14 protein-coding genes and 1 riboswitch are annotated in these 20,004 nt (G+C 52.5%); of the genes, 4 read left to right on the plus strand and 10 right to left on the minus strand.

The window, feature by feature from the left end; translation table 11 throughout:
• Positions 1–29 precede the first annotated feature (29 nt).
• From BIZ37_RS17775 to csrD, 8 genes are all read right to left on the minus strand, one after another.
• A complete protein-coding gene (locus BIZ37_RS17775) occupies positions 30–1,745 on the minus strand; it encodes a GspE/PulE family protein (protein WP_187462618.1) in 1,716 nt (571 codons plus the stop codon).
• A gap of 2 nt (positions 1,746–1,747) precedes the next feature.
• Entirely contained in the window at positions 1,748–2,989 is a 1,242-nt protein-coding gene (locus BIZ37_RS17780; RefSeq protein ID WP_187462619.1) for a lipopolysaccharide assembly protein LapB, read from the minus strand.
• A 3-nt stretch (positions 2,990–2,992) separates the two neighbouring features.
• The gene (locus BIZ37_RS17785) at positions 2,993–3,835 is read right to left on the minus strand and encodes an ExeA family protein (protein ID WP_187462620.1); all 843 of its coding nucleotides are present in this window, start codon (positions 3,833–3,835) and stop codon (positions 2,993–2,995) included.
• A 3-nt stretch (positions 3,836–3,838) separates the two neighbouring features.
• Positions 3,839–5,515 carry a pilus (MSHA type) biogenesis protein MshL gene (mshL, locus tag BIZ37_RS17790; RefSeq protein WP_187462621.1) on the minus strand — a complete coding sequence of 559 codons (1,677 nt, stop codon included), beginning with the start codon at positions 5,513–5,515 and terminating at the stop codon, positions 3,839–3,841.
• Positions 5,516–5,532: 17 nt separating this feature from the next.
• Positions 5,533–5,862 (minus strand): MSHA biogenesis protein MshK, encoded by a 330-nt coding sequence (locus tag BIZ37_RS17795; protein WP_370577388.1) that lies wholly within the window; start codon positions 5,860–5,862, stop codon positions 5,533–5,535.
• A complete protein-coding gene (locus BIZ37_RS17800; protein WP_187462622.1) occupies positions 5,855–6,490 on the minus strand; it encodes an MSHA biogenesis protein MshJ in 636 nt (211 codons plus the stop codon). Before BIZ37_RS17800 ends, BIZ37_RS17795 begins: the two co-directional genes overlap by 8 nt.
• Positions 6,487–7,980, minus strand: a complete 1,494-nt coding sequence (locus BIZ37_RS17805) for a PilN domain-containing protein (RefSeq protein ID WP_187462623.1) — start codon at positions 7,978–7,980, stop codon at positions 6,487–6,489. The genes BIZ37_RS17800 and BIZ37_RS17805 overlap by 4 nt, the downstream gene beginning before the upstream one ends.
• A 127-nt stretch (positions 7,981–8,107) precedes the next feature.
• On the minus strand, positions 8,108–10,078 hold the full coding sequence (gene csrD, locus BIZ37_RS17810) for an RNase E specificity factor CsrD (RefSeq protein WP_187462624.1): 1,971 nt from the start codon (positions 10,076–10,078) through the stop codon (positions 8,108–8,110).
• Between the two features lie 254 nt (positions 10,079–10,332).
• Between csrD and BIZ37_RS17815 the strand changes: the two genes are divergently transcribed.
• Positions 10,333–11,220, plus strand: coding sequence for a LysR family transcriptional regulator (locus tag BIZ37_RS17815; protein ID WP_107299971.1), 888 nt, complete (start codon positions 10,333–10,335; stop codon positions 11,218–11,220).
• Between the two features lie 84 nt (positions 11,221–11,304).
• Here the strand turns inward: BIZ37_RS17815 and BIZ37_RS17820 are convergent, their stop codons facing one another.
• The gene (locus tag BIZ37_RS17820) at positions 11,305–11,862 is read right to left on the minus strand and encodes a single-stranded DNA-binding protein (protein WP_107299970.1); all 558 of its coding nucleotides are present in this window, start codon (positions 11,860–11,862) and stop codon (positions 11,305–11,307) included.
• A 267-nt stretch (positions 11,863–12,129) separates the two neighbouring features.
• On the opposite strand from BIZ37_RS17820, the gene uvrA reads away from it, so the two are divergent.
• Complete coding sequence (gene uvrA, locus BIZ37_RS17825; RefSeq protein WP_187462625.1) at positions 12,130–14,958, plus strand: excinuclease ABC subunit UvrA; 2,829 nt, start codon at positions 12,130–12,132, stop codon at positions 14,956–14,958.
• 104 nt (positions 14,959–15,062) lie between these two features.
• Entirely contained in the window at positions 15,063–16,808 is a 1,746-nt protein-coding gene (locus tag BIZ37_RS17830; protein ID WP_187462626.1) for a PglL family O-oligosaccharyltransferase, read from the plus strand.
• A 69-nt stretch (positions 16,809–16,877) separates the two neighbouring features.
• Here the strand turns inward: BIZ37_RS17830 and BIZ37_RS17835 are convergent, their stop codons facing one another.
• Complete coding sequence (locus BIZ37_RS17835; RefSeq protein WP_187462627.1) at positions 16,878–17,996, minus strand: alanine--glyoxylate aminotransferase family protein; 1,119 nt, start codon at positions 17,994–17,996, stop codon at positions 16,878–16,880.
• Positions 17,997–18,251: 255 nt separating this feature from the next.
• A riboswitch (Lysine riboswitch) is annotated at positions 18,252–18,438 on the plus strand.
• Positions 18,439–18,547: 109 nt separating this feature from the next.
• On the opposite strand from BIZ37_RS17835, the gene lysC reads away from it, so the two are divergent.
• Positions 18,548–19,930, plus strand: coding sequence for a lysine-sensitive aspartokinase 3 (lysC, locus tag BIZ37_RS17840; protein ID WP_187462628.1), 1,383 nt, complete (start codon positions 18,548–18,550; stop codon positions 19,928–19,930).
• The last annotated feature ends 74 nt before the right edge of the window (positions 19,931–20,004 follow it).

Genomic DNA, 20,004 nt, shown 5'->3' on the forward strand with positions numbered 1-20,004 from the left:
GCTATACCCCTAAAAGCCCCTACCCGCCGTTACAACACATAGCTGTTGTGTTCATCGCCTTCGCCAAGTAGCAGCACTTCATCAAGGCTGGTAACGCCTTGCTGTGCCAACTCCATTGCTGACTCAATGAGGGGCTTATACCCCTGAGACTGACGGGCAATCTGACTGAAGTGAACCGCATCACCAGCACGCAGCGCATCCATCATATCCGGGCGCATTTCCAGTAGCTCGAACACCCCGATACGGCCACGGTAACCGGTGAAGTTACAGGTCTGGCAGCCTCGTCCTTTGCGGAAAGTTGTTTCGGTTAGGTGCGGGAAGCGAGCCATTAGCCATTGCTGTTTGTCCGGCTCTATTTCATGCTCTGTTGCACAATCTTTACAGACCCGGCGAACCAGGCGCTGGGCCAACACCGCACGTACGGCACTGGCAACTAGGTAACCCGGCGCTTCCATATCAATCATCCTCAGGGCACTGTCTACCGCATCATTGGTGTGCAAGGTAGAAAGAACCAAGTGACCGGTTAGGGCGGAGCGCAAACCAATTTCGACGGTTTCCTGATCGCGCATCTCACCGACTAGGATGATATCGGGATCCTGACGCAGGAAAGTACGCAGAATCGATGAGAAATTGAGGCCTATCTTGCTGTTAACCTGTACCTGGTTAACCCGTGGCAAGCGATATTCCACCGGGTCTTCGGCGGTGATCAGTTTCTTGCCCGGTTGGTTCAATTCGCTAAGCGCGCCGTACAAGGTGGTTGTCTTGCCCGATCCCGTCGGGCCGGTAACCAGAATCATGCCGTGCGGCCGGCGCAGTTGGCGACGGAAGCGCAGCAAGATATCTTCCGGCATGCCAACCTGCTCAAGGCTGAGGATCCCCGCCGACTGGTTAAGCAAACGCATCACCACCGACTCGCCATGCTGGACCGGCATGGTCGACAGACGCACATCGACCGACTGACCACGTACCGACATATTGAAACGGCCATCCTGCGGCAAGCGCTTCTCGGAAATATCCAGGCTCGCCATCAATTTCAAGCGCAGAACCAGCGCCGATGCCACACCCGATTCTTTAAGCAGGGTTTCATGCAGTACGCCATCTATTCGCTGGCGAATACGGAGCACATCGCTATCCGGCTCGATATGGATATCCGACGCGCCAACCTGGATCGCATCCTCAAACAGCGAGTTGATAAGCTTAACGACGGTGACTTCATCATTGTCGTTGTCGTCCAAGCCAAAAGCATACTCAGAATGGTGCTGGTGCTCAGCTTGCAACTGCTCGGCGAACGAGACGATTTCCTGAGTACGGCGGTAATAGCGGTCAAAGGCGGTAATCAGTTGGCGCTCAGAGGCAATCACCAACTCAATGCGGTATTGGCCTAGCTGATCGTAGACGGCTTCTTGTGCCGCCAAGTCTGCCGGATCACTCATGGCAACCCGTACCATGCCGTCATGTTCACTGATCACCAAGGCTCGCAGGCGGCGGGCATGGACTTCAGCCAGCAAGGCGACTGCATTGGTGTCGACCGTCAGGCGGTTAAGATCCACTAAAGGGATGTCCAATTGACGGGAAAGGAACTGCAGCATCTGCTGCTCGCTCAGGAATCCCATACTGATCAGGGTATCACCCAGCTTACGGCCGGTTGATTGCTGGTTGTCCAGCGCCTGCTCAAGCATATCCTGAGAAACAATCCCCTCTTCTATCAACAGGTCGCCGAGGCGTTTACGTAGTCGAAGTGCCATGGTTACCCCTTACTATTTGCCAGCACCGCCAGACGTTGGCGAATAAATTGTTGCGTCTCACCTGAAATCTGTCCCATCCGCAGGGCTTGTTGGTAGGCTTCTTCTGCCTGCTCCAACTCTTGCCCTCGCTCTAGCGCCACTCCAAGCCCTAACCACCATCGGCCATCATAAGGTTCCGCTTTCACTAGGTTTTGGTAACTGCTAAGGGCCAGATCATTTTGGTTAAGCTGCTGAGCCAGCGCCCCACGCATCGCCAAATAACCGCTATGGGTATAAGAAGGCATCTGGCTCAATACATTCAGTGCGGCCTGCTGCTGTGATTCATTGAGCAATAGCTTAGCCATTGTCAGGCGCAAATCCGGCTGATGAGTGTCCAAGACTAACCCTTGCTGCAACGTAGTGATCGCACGGCGCGAATCACCCCTGCCGTAATACAATGCAGCTAACTTCTGGCGGGCTGTGACCCACTGAGGGTTGTATTTAACAGCCGACTCCAGATAACCAATGGCCTTGCGGCTATCGCCCTCTTTAAGCGCTTTCTCTGCTCGCTTGTATTCGATTTGGGCCAGCTGACCTGAATCAAGCTCAACGGTTTCTATCATCAAGCTCTCGTCACCGTCCTCTATGACGATCTCGTTACTTTGCTGGAGCCCATCAACAGTATCAGTTGTCACGGCTGGATTCATTGGCTGAGAACTCGCTGCCTTCACTACCGGTGCTGTTGCGACTTTTTGTTGTGGCGCTTTAGATGCCGTGATTGTTGGCGTCACTGCTTTTGGTGCTGAGACCGTGGGAGCGGGTTTCGTTTTGGTTTCTGGTTTAGTTACAACAGATGCTTTTATCTCAACCGGTTTACTGGCTGGCTCCTGCTCGATAACCTTTTGTTCCAGCGTGGGTATATTGGCTACAACCTGAGGCTCAGCCACTTTGATCTCTGTTTTATCAACTTCAGCTTTTGCGATAGACGGAGCTTCTGCTGCGAATGAGGGCGAAGCGGCTTCTGCCGTCGCTACAGGGCTAACCGCCTTAACGACTTCACTCACAGGCTCCTCGCTCTGCCACAATTGCCAGCCACCAATCCCCATCACAGCACCTAGGCTTAATACGCCCAGTGCTGCCCATGGTTTCAAGTTTGCTTGCTTCACCGGTTTTATCGTTGCCGGTTTGATATCACTGTACGCCATGCCATTTTGCTGGCCCTGCTTGCGGCTTAGCGCGCTCAGTTTTTTATTCAGTTCACTCATGATCTATTGCCATCCCCACAGCACCGGGTATGTCCATCTTGGCTGGCGTGCGCCCAAGGTATCGCGGATTGCCACTAGCACCTCATCACGTCCAACCATTAATTTGTTTTCACTGTATGCGGCGATCAACGCCTTGTGACACAGTTGGTTAATCAGTCTTGGAATGCCATCACTGGCCTGCCATATTGCCTTGCCCTGTGGTAAGGCAAACACCTCTTTTTGGACGCCTGCGGTCTGTAATCGATGCTCGATATAGGCGATGGTTTCAGCCAGGTTTAGGGGTCTTAGTTCACTACGGAAAGTGATCCGCTGGCGGAACTGACGCAGTTCTTGCCTCGCCAATTGTTTATCAAGCTCAGGTTGGCCCAGTAACACAATGTGCAACAGCTTCTCCTGCTCAGTTTCCAGATTACCCAACAGGCGGATAGCCTCTAGGGCATCATCGGGCAAGGCCTGGGCTTCATCAATGATCACCACCACGGTTTTGCCTGCCGCCTTGCGTGACAGTAGTGCCTGTTGCAAACTATCTGCCAACTGACTGTTATCGCCCTTGCCTTCCAGTCCCAATTCACGAGACAAAGCCACCCGTAGTGCAGAACCACTCTCAGCCGGCGTCGGCAGGTAGGCAAGCTCGAACTGCTCGGGAAGTTGATTGATCAGCATCCGGCACACGAGGGTTTTCCCCGTGCCCACTTCCCCAGCGATCTGAATGATCCCCTCGCCCATATCCAGCGCCGCCAAGGTGGTATCAATCGCCTCCAGATGCGGCGGCAAGGCATGGAAAAAATGAGTGTTGGGTGTCAGGCCAAATGGCGCCGACACCATGCCGAAATGCTCGAGGTACATGGTTTAGCCCTCTTCAGGGAACCACTCGTTGATCAAGGCGCGAGAACGTTCCACTTCCTGTTGCCAGGTCTGCTCACCAACGACTGTCGGTTTCAGCAAGATCACCAATTCGGTTTTGGTCTGCAGCTTGTTCACGTTACGGAACAAGTGGCCTAGCATAGGTACATCACCCAATAACGGGACTTTTGAGACTTGATCGGTCGTTGCAGATTTCATCAGACCACCGATCACCACCACATCACCAGAGCGGGCATGGATCACCGAGTCAGACTCACGGATAGAGCTCTTGGCCAGTGGTAGCTGATAAGTACCAAAAGTCTCACCTAGGGCAATGTCGCGTACTTCAGTTTCAACATCGATAACCGCAGGGTGAACATGGAGCAAGACACTGCCTTCATCACCGATTTGTGGAGTCACATCCAAAGAAATACCGGAGAAAAATGGCGTCAGCTCAATATCTGGCGAAGCCGTGCCACCATCGCTGTTAACCTCACCGCCCGATACATCAGTGACAAAGTACTGATCACTACCGACTTTGATCACTGCTTTCTGGTTATTCGCCGCAGTGACACGTGGGCTAGATAGCACGTTTAGATCACCCTGGGTATCAAGGAAGCTCAGCACCGCATCGAAGTTACCGTCAGAGATAGTAATGTTGGTCTGACCGCCCAATAGCGCAGCAATCGGGTCTGCACCCGGTAAGGTTGGAATATTGCCATTGGCATCTGTGATACTTCCGCGGCCGAAAATAATATCTGTGCCGCCGATGCTCTTGGTGATATTGCTCCAGTTGATCCCTTGCTGGTAGCCATCACTCAAGGTGACTTCCATGATCTTGGCTTCAAGTACCACCTGACGCTTAAGGCGCTTCTGGGAAACGCCGAGGAATTCTTTTACTTCACGCAATTCGTTCGGATACGCACGGACCGAGATCAAGCTCGCCTGAGGCGAAACAACAATACTGCGTCCCTGGCCGCTACCGATCATGGCCTGTACCGCTTTCTCTAGCTGGGCCCAGAAATCACTTTCCGACGTGGTCTGGATCGTAGTACCACCTGTGGTCGTGCTTGAGCTGTTGTTATTACCGCTGTTGTTACTATTGTTATTGCTGCTGTTCGAGCTATTGCTTGAACTACCCGAGTTGCCAGTATCGCTATTGGTAATCGAGCCTGTTGTCAGCGTGGTCAGGGAAACACCCCTACGCTGCAACTGTAGGTAGTCAACCGGGATCACTTCGGTACGCAGGGTCGCAGGGAAAACCTGAATGATATTGCCCTTGCGGGTGGTGTTGTACCCGTAGATATCAGAGACCACAGACAAGACTTCATCTAGCGTCACATCACGCAAAGTCAGGGAAATACGCCCCTGGACCTCAGGGTGGATCACCATATTGAAAGGCGTCCCTTTCACTAGGCTACCGAAGAAAGCCTTGGCTTCAACATTGCGGGCGTTGACCCTGAAGCGCTTTTCAAGCACTGTCTGGCTGGCATAGTCCATACCATCAAGGCCAGGCATCAAATCGTTGCTTACCGCTGTCGGCAAATCCATCAACGGCCTGCTGTTCGCTTCGTTGGCGGCCTGATTCAGGGCACCTTTCACTTCCACCGGATCACGGTGTCCCATATTGGTCGAGCATCCTGCCAGGGAAGCTATGACAACAGCTACAATTAATCCACGCATGTTTACCACTTATTGTTCTACTCTGACTTTACGTTATCGGCGAACATATCTAGTCGCCACTGCCGACCACCCCGTTGCAAGATGACGTAATCATCTGTCACTTGGCTCAAGGTATAACCACTGATCCGCCCGCCGGTCCCGACAGACACACTGTTAAGAATCGCCCGGCATGCCTGGCCATCCTGATCGCAAAAAATGCCCTGCAACTGCGGCAGGCGTGCCCGTGACGGACTAGACTTGACCGCTGGCGCCTGCCAGCCCAAAGGCGCTGTCGGATCCTGCGCTGCCTGTACCGGTACCAGTGCCATCATTAGCCATGCCATGGCTATCGCTGCTAATCTAACCACCAATAAAGTCCTCGCTTACCCCGAGTGTGTAGACTTCCAACTGGATATCGGCCCAAGGGTAGTTATCCACTTTGTAATCCAAACTGCGCCAGTAGTACTGGACCGGTAGCGCCTCTAATTGCTCGAGGTAACTAATCAAATCAAAATAGCGGCCTCGCAGGCTCAGCCTGACAGGGTGGATGTAATAACCTTTATCTTCCCCGCCAACCAACTGAACTGGTTGTAGTGATTCCAGCGACAGCAACTTGAGCTTACGTGAATGCTGAAGCACTTTTTCCATCAGCGCCGACATCTGTACCGGGGTCACCAAGCTCGATACACGGCCATCCAACTGCTCATCGAGATCGGCATTTTCCTGCTCCAGCAAGATGATCTGTTCATCGATTTCCGCATCAGGATCGCCCTTGAGCTTGCGCTGCATCACCAGTAGCTGATTACTGTTGGTGATCAACGCATTCTTGACGGATTGCAACTGCCCTTTGGCAGCATCAACCGCTTTTATCTGGGGTTCAATAATGGCAACAAAGCCGACAAACAGCAGGCCTATCCACCCCGAAAGGGCAATCAGCCATTTCTCACGCTTGGTCAGCAATTCAAATTTGTCACATAGTGTCTGCCACTGGTTCATTGGGCGACTCCTTGGGTACCTGTTGGTACGGCGGGCTGGTTTCGCTCTGCCAACAACTTGAAGGTCACGATGTTCTGTTTGTTCCTGCCCAAAGACATCAGTTTGAAGCGGCGATCCGACAGCGATGGGTATCGCTTGAACTCCTGCAGCCAAGCCGGCACGGCATCCGGTGTGCGTGCCAGTCCTTCAAGGTTGAGCTGCGGCCCTTTGACTTTCAGGTGCTGTACTGAAATATCGCCACTCGCCGCTGACGATAATTGCTGCATCATTCCGGCATAACCGACCTGCAAACTGCTGTCATGCAAAGCAATCGCTTCCAGCGCTGCCCGCTTGTCGGCCAGGTGCTGTTCTAGACCATGGGCCACATCCACTTTGATTTGGCTCGGCAAGTGTTTAGCCAAAGCTGCCTTGGCCTGCTCAACCTCGGCGGTCTTTTGCTGCAACCGCTGCTTATCCGCTGCCAGTTCTTGCTGTTGTTGGTAACCCTGCCAGCTAAACCAACCAGCCAATGCCCCTAATATCACTGTGATAGCCGCCCAGCTCATGACAATATTGGGCAGGGTCAACAGTTCAAGTTTTGGCTTTAGGGCATCACTGTAAAAATTAATCCCGACATGGTTAGGCTCAATCACCGCACAATAGGCAACACGTACGGCATTACTTGCCAAACTAGGATGGGAAGGTGTCACCGGCTCAACGTTGACGTTGAGGCGCTGGCTAAGCGCTTGGGCTAGCTCGCTGTCATCATCGTCATCACAAGAGATCAGCAACTGCGTGATAGGAGCATCACGCAACTGGGCACTTAAGAAGTCCAGCGAGCGCTGTAGCTCCAGCGCCAACCCATCAAGCTGTAAGTTTTTCTCTAGTGATTGGGTATCATCCTTTGCCAGTAATGGCACACTGAAGCCACGAAGCTGACGTTGGAAGCACAGTACCTGATGTTTGAATGCGGACAATTGCAGATTGGTTTTGCCTCGGCGGTGAAGCACCAATTGGCTTCTTTCAAAGGCGGTTAGCTGCCCCCATACGACCTCTTCGGCAGATACCGACAGTAGCTCACACCCCACCTCTCGACAGGCTTTCTCTAACTGTTCAACCTGCTTTCTCTGGGTTGAAAATGCCTGTAGGCGATCTTTGAGTGGGGCAACAAAGCCATCCGCCACCAGCTCCATCGGTGATTCATTGACCAGCTCTTTGACCAAAAATGGCAAGGCGGTCGGGTACTCTTCCCGTGGCAGCTCTGGTTTATCGATCAACATGCTCTGGTATAAGCCATGGCCCAATACCAGTCGTATCTCCGCCCCCTTGAGCTGGTGTTTTTCAACCAGTGAGCGAATCGCACCCGCCCACCCGGCAACACCAGAAACAGCCTGCTCGTCAGTTGCCCATGTCTTACCTTCCTGATAAACCAAGGCCACGGTATCGGCGAACAGGGCCATTCCCACCGCAGGAGAATGTGTCTTCTTCCTAAACAATTTATTTATTATCATTTCAGGCTTCTTGGGATTAACTGGCTTAAATCAGGAAATATTGCAGGTGCATAGAACTCTTGACTGCATGTGTCAATATTTTGACCATTATAATGATAATTCCCATTATGAATAGTATTTTTTTGCTCTAGTTTGTATTTTTTCCAAACAATTTCCGTGAGTTATTATTACCAGCAGGATCATGCTCTGTTGAGATCTCAGGGGAAAAGTAACGTCCTTGCCCACCGTTTACGCCTAACTGCTTGAGAACCTGCCACTCCTGCGCATTTTCTACCCCGACAGCTATCACTTGGACATCGGAGTCGGCACAGGCGCCAAGCATGCTTCTAACGAATAACTGGTTTTCCTGTCGCAAGTTGATTTCGCGTACCAAACTGCGGTGCAGCTTAATGTAATCTGCGCGGATATCTTTGATGTAGTGGGTACTGACAATGGTCCGCCCTGCCTGATCAACCACTAGCTTACAGCCAAGCCCAACCAGCATTCGGGTTACTGGGCGCATGGCATCGAGATGCTTGACCAATCCCCCTTCAGGCACTTCAAATGACAATCGGTTGAGCACCGTACGCGGGGTCTGCAACAGTTCATCTCGCAACCACTTAACAAAGCTTTTCTCAAGCAACGCCTCAACACTCAGGTTCACCGAAATCGACTCGGTGATCGGCTCGCTCTTGAGCATATGCAATGCCTTGGTCACCACACATTGATCCATACGGGCATTAAAACCGACCTGCTCAACCGCCGTCAGGAAGCGCGACGCTTTGATCAACATGCCATTTTCATCCCTGATCCTCGATAGCAACTCCCTGTGCAGCGGAGTACCATCGACCAACTGGACCGACTGCTGGTACATCACTGGACCGCCACTGCTGAAAATGTCGTCCAGCAAAGTCCGCCAGCGAACACTGCCCCGGGCATCTTCGAACTGCTGATCTTTCTTGAACGCATACCAACTGTTTGAGCCTTGCAATTGGGCACTGCGCAGGGCCATATCCGCCTCATCCATGATCCGGCCACGGCGCTCGCCACTGGCACAGTAAGTCACACCGATATGGCACCAGTTATCCGGCTCCAACGGTGCCGGCGGCGAAAGCCTATCCAGCGCATTCATCAGCGAATTGCTAAATTGTTTGACCTCTTTGGCCGGTTGCTGCGGCAGCAATATGGCAAACTCGGCATCGAAATAACGTGACAGCACGGTATCAGGATAACGCTGGATCAGGTTCGACAAGATCCCGCCGACATCCTGGATCAATTCATCCGCCTCGGCTTTGCCCTTGTCTGCCAGCAGTTCTTCCCAGTCGGTGATCCGAATTAGGATCACTGCACCATGAGTCTCTTGATCCTGCAGCATCGACTGCAAACGGCTATCAAACAATACCCGGTTAGCTGCACCCGTTAACTGGTCAAGGAATGTATGGGTTCGGATAAAGGTATCGAATCGGCTCCTCTCCTGGCGGGCATCTTTGAGCTCGGCAATCATTTTGTCGAGTGCCAAACTGGCCGTTGCCGGCCACTCCTGTTCGTCACCCACTTCGTTTTCTTCGACCCGGCCAGCCAATATCAAACGGCCGCGATGCTCGAGCAATTCAGAACCATGCAACTGTCGCCGCAACCAGTCCATTCCCCACACCAATCCCAGGATAATGATGGCAATCGCCAAGCTTATCGACGACATCGCCCCGATGGAGTAAGTAAACTCGGTATAAGGCGGGATAGATTTCATCGTGACGGTGAAACCAGGATTATGTTCAAGTTCGTAACGGCTCTCATGCAGGATGCTGCGGTCCGACAAAGGCTGCAGCCCCTCGAAGGCATAGACTACCCCGGCACTACTGCCGACCTCGAGCTCTACCACATTACTGGCTTTCAGCAGTTTGGGGAGCCAGCGGGAGATGGCTTGCGATCCTTGGGGATCGGCCAACTCCTGATCGATCACTTCCACCACACCATCAAGATAATGGGTCAGGTAGTCTTGTCCTAACTTGCGAAAACTCACCGCCCCGCCAATAAAAATGACGAAAATGGCACAAATAACAATTAATGTGACAAAGGCAACTAGGCGGTTTGTTAACCGCATCCCTGAAGCTTTTCTCATAAGCAGCCAAAAAAACTCTTTTAGTCAAATAGATACCTAGCCATAGATGATTATTACCAGGCTCAGGCACGGACGTCTGTTGCAAGCAAAATACCATTCAATCGATCATACTGTCAGTGCTAAAGTCGACAAATTAACAATTTCTTAAACTCCAGTTGAGTCAGAAACAGTCTGAACAGCGCATAAACTCATGGTAATGTAGGGAAGTCGGTATCTTCAGCTCTCCCACCAGCGCTATAGGGTAATTAACAAACATGGATTGGATCACCTGCACCAAAAGCTTTGTCACTGTTGTCGATCAGGGCTCTCTTGCCCAGGCCGCTACCAAGCTCAACACTTCCAGCTCGGCATTATCCAAGCGCTTGGCGTGGCTGGAAAAGCAGCTCGGCGTACAGTTACTCAAGCGGACCACCCGCAGCCTAACCATGACCGATGCCGGACGCCTTTTCTACCAGCGCAGCGCACGCCTGTTGGATGATTGGCACCAGATGTTGGCAGAGACGACCTCTACCTACGGGGAAGTCAGTGGGGTATTGCGGATAGGTGCGCCGCTGGCCGTTGGCAGCCGCTTGCTGGTCAACTACCTGGCCGAGTTTATCGAGGAGTACCCCAATATCCAGGTCGAGCTACATACCATTACTCCAGGCCAACTGCCGGATCTCAACCTAGATGTGTTTATCAGTAAGGAATTGGCCGACTTCAATTCATCAAGCTACATTGCGACCAAGCTGTTCAACTACAGCAATGGCTTCTATGCCTCCCCCTCCTATTTGGAAGGCAAGCCACTCATTGAAAACCCGGAGCAATTGGCGCAGCACAACTGCCTGATGTACGGCACCCATGGCCACGAACAAGAACACATGTTCGAAAATGATGTCAGGTTGCGGCTAAAGGGAAATCTCACCACCCAGAACCCCGAGGCACTGGTGGCAGCGGCTGTTGCCGGTATGGGGATAATCCTTTCAGGTGAAAATACGGTCAAGCGAGAGCTGAGCAAAGGCCTTTTGGTGCCAGTGTTACCTGAGCTAAAACAACCTGTTAATTCAGCCTATGCCTACTACCCCAAGCTTGACTACAACCACGTCAAAACCAAGCTGTTCATCGATTTTATCAAGGCCAAGTCCAACCCAGCCCAAAGCTAGCTGGCAGCAATTAGCAGGCAATAAAAAGCCCCGCAACAGCGAGGCTTAATATCTTGGTCAACGACCGAACAACACAGCAAGTGCTTAGAACGGGATATCGTCGTCGAAATCCATTGGTGGCTCGTTGTACTGAGGCTGAGGAGCAGCCTGCTGTTGTGGAGCCTGTTGCTGTTGCTGCGGAGCAAAGTTCTGCTGAGGTGCTGCTGCTGGTTGCTGAGGCTGGCCCCAACCACCTTGTTGCTGCTGCTGACCGCCACCCATAGGTGCGCCCATACCCTGACCGCCGCCCTGACGACCGCCAAGCATTTGCATTACACCGTTGAAGCCCTGAACCACAACTTCTGTTGTGAAACGGTCCTGGCCACTTTGGTCCTGCCACTTACGCGTCTGCAGTTGACCTTCGATGTATACCTGAGAACCTTTGCGCAGGTACTCACCAGCTACTTCAGCTAGCTTGCCAAATAGCGCCACACGGTGCCATTCAGTTTTCTCGCGCTGTTCACCAGTGTTCTTGTCACGCCAGCTTTCAGAGGTGGCAATGGTAATATTGGCTACTGCACCACCACTTGGCATGTAACGGATTTCTGGATCATTACCCAAGTTACCGACTAGGATAACTTTGTTTACGCCACGACTGGCCATAGTTCACTCCGATCTCATTACCGGTGCTGGGAAAGGCCAGCGACCGTTATTGAAAGTTTATACTTAATCGCGAAGTCTATCATGCTTCGCCCCTGATCGAATAGGGCTTAAACTGAGTATTTGGAAGCAAACAACAGCGCGAGCAAGCAACATATAATGGTGCTATTATAACCAGCTCACTGTGTTTTTATACAGCTTTTTCTTTCAAGGCCCTGAGCCCTGTGCAATAATGCCGCAGTCATAAATTAGTCAATAAAGCTCATCGATATGGATAACATTGAAGTCAGGGGTGCCCGTACCCATAACCTCAAGAACATTTCCCTCACGCTGCCTCGGGATCAGCTGATTGTTATCACCGGCCTGTCAGGCTCGGGAAAGTCGTCTCTGGCTTTCGATACCCTGTATGCCGAAGGACAGCGCCGCTACGTCGAATCGCTCTCGGCCTATGCCCGCCAGTTTCTATCATTGATGGAAAAACCGGATGTCGACCATATCGAGGGGCTATCACCGGCAATTTCCATCGAGCAGAAGTCGACCTCACACAACCCGCGCTCAACCGTCGGTACCATTACCGAGGTCTACGATTACCTGCGTTTGCTCTACGCCCGTGTCGGTGAACCACGTTGCCCGACCCACCATGTTGAGTTGGCCGCCCAAACCGTCAGCCAGATGGTCGACAAGGTGCTTGAGTTGCCAGAAGGCAGCAAGATGATGCTACTCGCCCCTATCGTCAAAGAACGTAAGGGTGAGCACGTCAAGACCTTGGCCAACCTCGCTGCACAAGGCTATATCCGTGCCCGTATCGATGGTGAGGTATGTGACTTGTCTGATCCACCGACGTTGGAGCTCCATAAGAAGCACACTATCGAAGTGGTCGTCGACCGCTTCAAGGTCCGTGACGACCTACAGCAGCGTTTGGCAGAATCGTTCGAAACCGCCCTGGAACTTTCAGGTGGTAACGTTGTTGTCAGCCCTATGACCGACGGCGAGCATGAAGAGATCGTATTCTCAGCCAACTTTGCCTGCCCGCACTGTGGCTACAGTATGCAGGAACTGGAGCCTCGCCTGTTTTCGTTCAACAATCCGGCCGGGGCCTGTGGCACCTGTGACGGCTTGGGTGTCCAGCAGTTCTTCGACCCTGATCGGGTGGTACAAAATGGTGAACTAAGCCTATCTGGCGGGGCGATCCGTGGCTGGGACAAACGTAATTTCTATTATTTCCAGATGCTCAAGTCGCTGGCCGAACATTATGGCTTCGATGTCGAAGCACCATTCGATAGCCTGCCAAAGAAAATCCAGAACGTGATCCTTAGCGGCTCGGGCAAGACAGAGATTGAATTCAAGTACATCAATGACCGGGGTGACATCACGGTACGCCGCCATCCGTTTGAGGGGATCCTCAACAACATGGAGCGCCGCTACCGCGAGACCGAATCCAACTCGGTACGCGAAGATCTGATCAAGTTTGTCTCGACCAAGCCATGTAGCAGTTGTGGTGGCTCCCGCCTGCGCCTCGAGGCACGCAACGTTTTCATCGCTGACACTACGCTACCAACCGTGAGCGAGATGAGCATCAGTGAAGCGATGGATTTCTTCAACCAATTGGCTCTGACTGGGCAAAAGGCCAAAATCGCCGAGAAAGTCCTCAAAGAGATCAATGACAGGTTGAGCTTCCTGGTCAATGTCGGCCTCAACTACCTCAACTTGTCCCGCAGCGCCGAGACCCTGTCCGGCGGTGAAGCCCAGCGTATCCGCCTGGCCAGCCAGATCGGTGCCGGCCTGGTCGGTGTAATGTACGTACTGGACGAGCCATCGATCGGCCTCCACCAGCGTGACAACGAGCGCCTGCTCAAGACCCTGACCCACCTGCGCGATCTCGGGAATACCGTTATCGTGGTTGAGCACGACGAAGATGCTATCCGCATGGCCGACCATGTTATCGATATCGGCCCGGGAGCCGGTGTCCACGGCGGTAACGTGATTGCCGAAGGTAAGCTGGCTGATATCGTCGCCAACGATAACTCATTGACGGGCCAGTACCTCAGCGGTAAGAAATGCATCGCAGTACCGGAGCAGCGTGTAGCGATGGATCCTGAGAAAACCGTCAAGCTACTGGGTGCAACGGGCAATAACCTCAAAGACGTCGATGTTGAAATCCCTGTTGGCCTGCTTACCTGTATCACCGGGGTGTCCGGCTCAGGCAAGTCGACCCTGATCAACGATACCTTCTTCCAGATAGCGCACCACCAACTCAACGGTGCAACATCGGGTCAGGCTGCGCCGTATCGTGAAATCCAGGATCTCGAGCATTTCGACAAAGTCATTGATATCGACCAGAGCCCAATTGGCCGTACGCCACGCTCTAACCCTGCGACCTATACTGGGATCTTCACCCCAATCCGTGAATTGTTTGCCGGTACCCAGGAATCACGCTCGCGTGGCTACAAGCCGGGCCGCTTCAGTTTCAACGTCAAGGGTGGCCGCTGTGAGGCGTGTCAGGGCGATGGTGTTATCAAGGTAGAGATGCACTTCCTTCCGGATGTCTATGTACCGTGTGATGCCTGTAAGGGTAAGCGCTACAACCGTGAAACCCTTGAGGTACGCTACAAGGGCAAGACCATCGACGAGGTGCTGGAGCTGACGGTAGAAGATGCCCGCGAGTTCTTCGATGCGGTACCGGCTATTGCGCGAAAACTGCAGACCCTGATTGATGTCGGCCTGTCCTACATCCGCCTCGGCCAAGCCGCTACCACCCTGTCTGGTGGTGAAGCGCAGCGGGTCAAACTGGCACGCGAACTCTCCAAGCGCGATACCGGTAAAACCCTGTATATCTTGGATGAACCGACAACCGGCCTACACTTCCATGATATCCAGCAGTTGCTCAATGTGCTGCACCGCCTACGTGACCACGGCAATACCATTGTGGTGATAGAACATAACCTCGATGTTATCAAAACAGCGGACTGGATCATCGACCTTGGTCCCGAAGGCGGTAGCGGTGGCGGTGAAATCATTGCAACCGGTACACCTGAACAGGTGGCACAGATCTCAGGTTCGCACACTGCCCGCTTCCTCAAGCCTTTGCTGCCAGAGTGAACGCCAGTACAATAGCTCTGGCAACCTAACCGATGACGATATACCGGGCTTGCAACCAAGCCCGGTTTTGTTTGATTAAGACAGTGGGATCCAACACAACCACCATGACAGTGTTATACGTAAAAGGCACCAACCTTGCCGAGAAAGGGATCAGCAAGCCGATGATCAAGCCCTTCTTGGTGTCACTCGGGATCTTATTCCTGCTTGCCATGCACTACTTCCAGCATAATCCTGGTGGTTCAGGCCTTGAGCTATCATTCAATGCCATGAGCTGGATCCCATTTAGCTTTACCATCGCTTTTGGCCTGCTGGAAATTTGCCGTCAACGGGTGTGGCGCTACTCGCGGCTGACTATTGTCCTTGCTGTTTGCTGTGTATTGCTGACACTCCCTGTGTTTTATCCCAGCGCCGACACGAGCCAAAGCCTCCCCCGGCTATTGGGCCTGTGGGCCGGCCTGCTGTTTTTCGTCGGTTTGCAGCAATTCTCGTTCAACCACAAGCAGCGCCAACGCATGTTGTGGTTTGTCCTTGCCGCGGTCTGGATCCAATCAGGCTTTGGCTGGGTACAATTCATGCTCCTCGAGCCCGGCAACCCTATCGGTTATGACACCATAGCCAACCGCCCTTATGGTATTTTCCAGCAGCCTAACGTCATGGCCAGCTTCCTCGCTACCGGCATAGTGCTCTCTGGTTACCTGCTGGCACGTATCCCGATGTACCGGGGTAAGTGGAGTTGGCAGCAGTGCTTCCTACTGCTGACTCCTGTAGTCACCCTACCAATCCTTGTCGTACTGAGCTCGCGCACTGGCTGGCTTGGCGCCGTTGTCGGGACCGTACTCCTTATTCCATACCTGCGCCGTTTTGCAGCCAAGGCACAATGGCGAATGTGGTTATTGATGATAGTACTGGGGCTCAGTGTTTCCTGGCATATCAATAGTTCAACAGGTTGGTCCCCACAGGAAAACCGCTTGAGCTTGGTGAGTGCTCGCGCAATGCATATTCCTCAGGCGGCCGAGATGTTCCTCAACCAACCATTGACCGGCTACGGCTACGGCACGTTTGAAGTCAGCTACATCACCCAAACGGCAAGATGGCATCACGATAACCCAGACAGCCCAGCAGGGATGGCAGCCCTCACCCACCCGCATAACGAACTGATCTTCTGGGCTGCTGAAGGAGGCATTGTTCCCCTGTTGGCGTTATTGGCAGCCGCGGCAGCCGTTTTCCTGAAGATAAAGAAAGCACGGGATGGTACTCAGCTAGCTCTGATTGGCTTGTTCTTCCCCATCGTCTTGCACTCCCAATTGGAGTACCCGTTCTACCACTCCCTGGTGCACTGGGTCATATTCATCCTGCTTATTTATTGGGTCGATAACCTAACGGCCAAATACTACAAAAAGCGGATGGACTACATCCTCTCGATACGGGCACTGGTACTGACCGTCCCACTCGCCACCACCGGGTTTATGGCGACGACCCTCTATTCAGGTGCCCAGTTGACCAAATATGAAACCAGCCAACCGGCCAATGTGGACTACCTGCTCCGAGTCAACAACCCATGGGCATGGAAAGACCGGTTTGAGTGGGATTTGCACCTTACCCAACTGCAGCTTGGCATTGCCAGTGATAACCCGGCTCTGGTTCAGGAGTACATCAATTGGGCCCAGAATAAAGCCAAACAGTGGCCGCGCCCGGATCTATACCAGAACCTGATCACGGCACATGGACAACTGGGGCAACAAGAACAAGCTGCACAAATATTGGATGAGGCCCAGTACCTTTACCCTGGCCATGCCTTTACAGCGCCAGCGGCCTTAGCGCCACCAGAAGAAGGGCCGGAGGCCCCTTGATTATCGACACAAATAAAAATGGCTACCTAACGGTAGCCATTTTTTGTTAACTTGCTGGTTAATTGGAAATTACTTCAGCGTCGTTTCCAGTGCGCGCAGGCACAGGGCGACATTTTCACTGCGGGCAGCATACCCCATCAAACCGATACGCCAGGCCTTACCGGCCAAGGCACCAAGGCCAGCACCAATTTCCAGGTTGTAACGCTCCAGCAGGGTCTTTCTGACTTCAGCATCATCAATACCGTCAGGAATGTAGACCGCATTAAGCTGAGGCAGGCGATGAGCTTCATCGACGACGAACTCAATCCCTAACTGCTCCAAGCCCTCACGGAGCTCTAAATGAGCATCTCTATGGCGCTGCCAAGCATTTTCCAAACCTTCGTTATGCAGTAAAACCAAGGCTTCATGTAATGCATACAGGCTATTAACCGGCGCAGTATGGTGATAGCTACGCTTGCCTTCACCGCTCCAGTACCCGAGTACTAGGCTCTGATCAAGGAACCAACTTTGTACCGGTGCCTGACGGCCCTGAATTTTAGCTACCGCTTTTTCCGAGAAAGTCAGTGGCGATAAACCCGGGACACAAGACAGACATTTCTGGCTGCCAGAATAGACCGCGTCCAGCTGCCACTCATCCACCAGCAAAGGCACACCACCCAAAGAGGTTACTGCATCCACAATCGTCAAGCAGTCATGCTCACGGGCTAGCTTGGCAATTGCCTCAGCATCACTTAGTGCACCGGTTGAGGTTTCGGCATGGACAAAAGCTACGATTTTCGCATCCGGGTTGCTTTCTAGTGCTTGGGCGACCAAGATAGGTTCAACTGGCTCACCCCAGTTGTTATCGACCATCACGGCAACACCACCGCAGCGCTCGACATTCTCACGCATACGATCACCAAACACACCATTACGGCATACAATCACCTTATCGCCCGGCTCAACCAAATTAACAAAGCAGGCTTCCATACCGGCACTGCCCGGTGCGGAAACGGCAATGGTAAAGGTATTTTGGGTTTGGAAAGCGTATTGCAGCAGTTGCTTGAGCTCATCCATCATGCCGATGAATAGCGGATCAAGGTGGCCAATGGTTGGGCGGCTCAGGGCCTGTAGCACCTGCGGGTAGATATCTGAAGGACCCGGCCCCATGAGGGTTCGCTGTGGTGGGTAGAAGCTACCAATCGTCATTATTGTTTTCCTCCCTGGCAGTAAGCGTGACAGTAAATCGTTATTGTAAGGTACTGATTGACTATATCAGCAATGAGCTAATTATGCTTATACCAAATCGCCACCACCTTCTAGCACAAAGAATCCATCACTATTTGTGACAATTTTTTGCAAAATTTATGCATATTTTATTTCTATGTAATTGACAACATACCTGTAAATCCGGTTCAATGTAGATCGTTTTTTGTTCATCCTGAGGAAAGGTTTTTCTCAGGTGAAGACAGAAGAGGAGCGTTACCCAGGTATCTTGATTGCGGGGCCCCACCCCGAAGCAGTCTGGAGAGGGGGAGTAACGCCGAGATACGACATGACAGGGGGCATGGCGTATCGGCTACGAAGGTTGAATCCTTCTGGCTGTCACCTATTCACCCTGGTAATGAATAGGTGGGGAGCTTCTGGTTGTTGTATCGGTTTACATCTTACCTTTTTGCTCTCCTGACTTTTTTGTCGGGACTACCATCCCGAGCCCCCTGTTAATTGCGTATATACTCTTTAATACTGGGAGACTCGTTGTGAGCTTTGTCGAAAATAACTTTACTATTCCTCCACCGATAACCGTAGCGAAATTTGGCGGTACTAGCGTAGCCGATCATGCCGCCATGAGCCGAAGTGCCACGATCATTAAGGACAACCCTGCTGCTAAAGTAGTTTTGATCAGTGCTTGTTCCGGCGTTACCAACCTGTTAGTTGAACTTGCAAACGGAATTGCCGATAACGAGCAGCGCTCCCAACGGCTACATAAATTGACCTCTATTCACCAGAATATTATCGACAACCTGGCCCAGCCAGATGCTGTCACTGGCCACATAGAACAACTTATCAATAACGTGGCAAGCCTTGCTGAACAGGCCGCAGAAGCACCATCGACCAAACTGACCGATCAGTTAGTTGCCCATGGTGAACTGTTGTCGACGCACTTATTTACCCAAATTCTTAACGAAATGGGGGCGACAGCCCAACGTTTCGATATTCGCTCTGTCATGCGTACCGACAGCCAGTTCGGCAAAGCTATCCCGGAAGTCGACACTATCCGCCAGCTTGCTGATGCCCAGCTCCAGCCATTGCTGGAAGGCGAGACAGTTATCGTCTCCCAAGGTTTTATCGGTTCAGACGCTAACGGGGAAACTACGACCCTTGGCCGTGGCGGCAGTGACTACAGTGCAGCTCTTGTTGCCGAAGCTATCAGTGCAGGAACCCTAGAGATCTGGACTGACGTACCGGGCATGTACACCACCGACCCGCGTATCACTGCTAATGCCAAGCCAATAAGCGAAATCAGCTTCAGCGAAGCCTCTGAAATGGCTAACTTCGGTGCCAAGATCCTCCATCCGTCGACCTTGCTGCCAGCAGTTCGCCAGCAGATCCCTGTCTTCATTGGATCATCCAAGGCGCCTGAACAAGGCGGCACATGGATCCGCCAGCAAGTGAGCGAGCCGCCTAAGTTCCGCGCCCTCGCCCTGCGCTGTAACCAGACCATGGTTACCCTGACCAGCCTAAACATGTTCCATGCCTACGGCTTCTTGTCTGAGGTATTCCGCATTCTTGCTGAGCACAAGATTTCAGTTGACTTGATCACCACCTCTGAAGTCAGCGTGTCACTGACATTGGATCAAACCGATACCGGTGGCGGCGCGCCAAGCCTGCCTGCAACGGCAATGGAACAACTGAGCAAGCTTTGCCGCGTGGAAGTCGAGCAAGACCTTTGCCTGGTTGCCCTGATTGGTAACGAGCTTGGTGATGCCCCAGGCGCAGCAACCCAGGTATTCAGCCGGTTGGATGACTACAGCCCACGCATGATCTGCTTCGGCGCCAGCACCCACAACCTGTGCTTCCTAGTGAAGACGGAAGAATCACGCGAGGTGATCAAAGTCTTGCACCACGGTTTGTTCGAGTAAGACGAAACCGATAAGATTCTGATTAGTAGAAAAGCAAAAGGCGCTCAATGAGCGCCTTTTTTGTTGTTGAAGAA

The organism is Photobacterium sp. BZF1 (assembly GCF_014349205.1).
In the GTDB taxonomy this organism is placed as follows: domain Bacteria; phylum Pseudomonadota; class Gammaproteobacteria; order Enterobacterales; family Vibrionaceae; genus Photobacterium.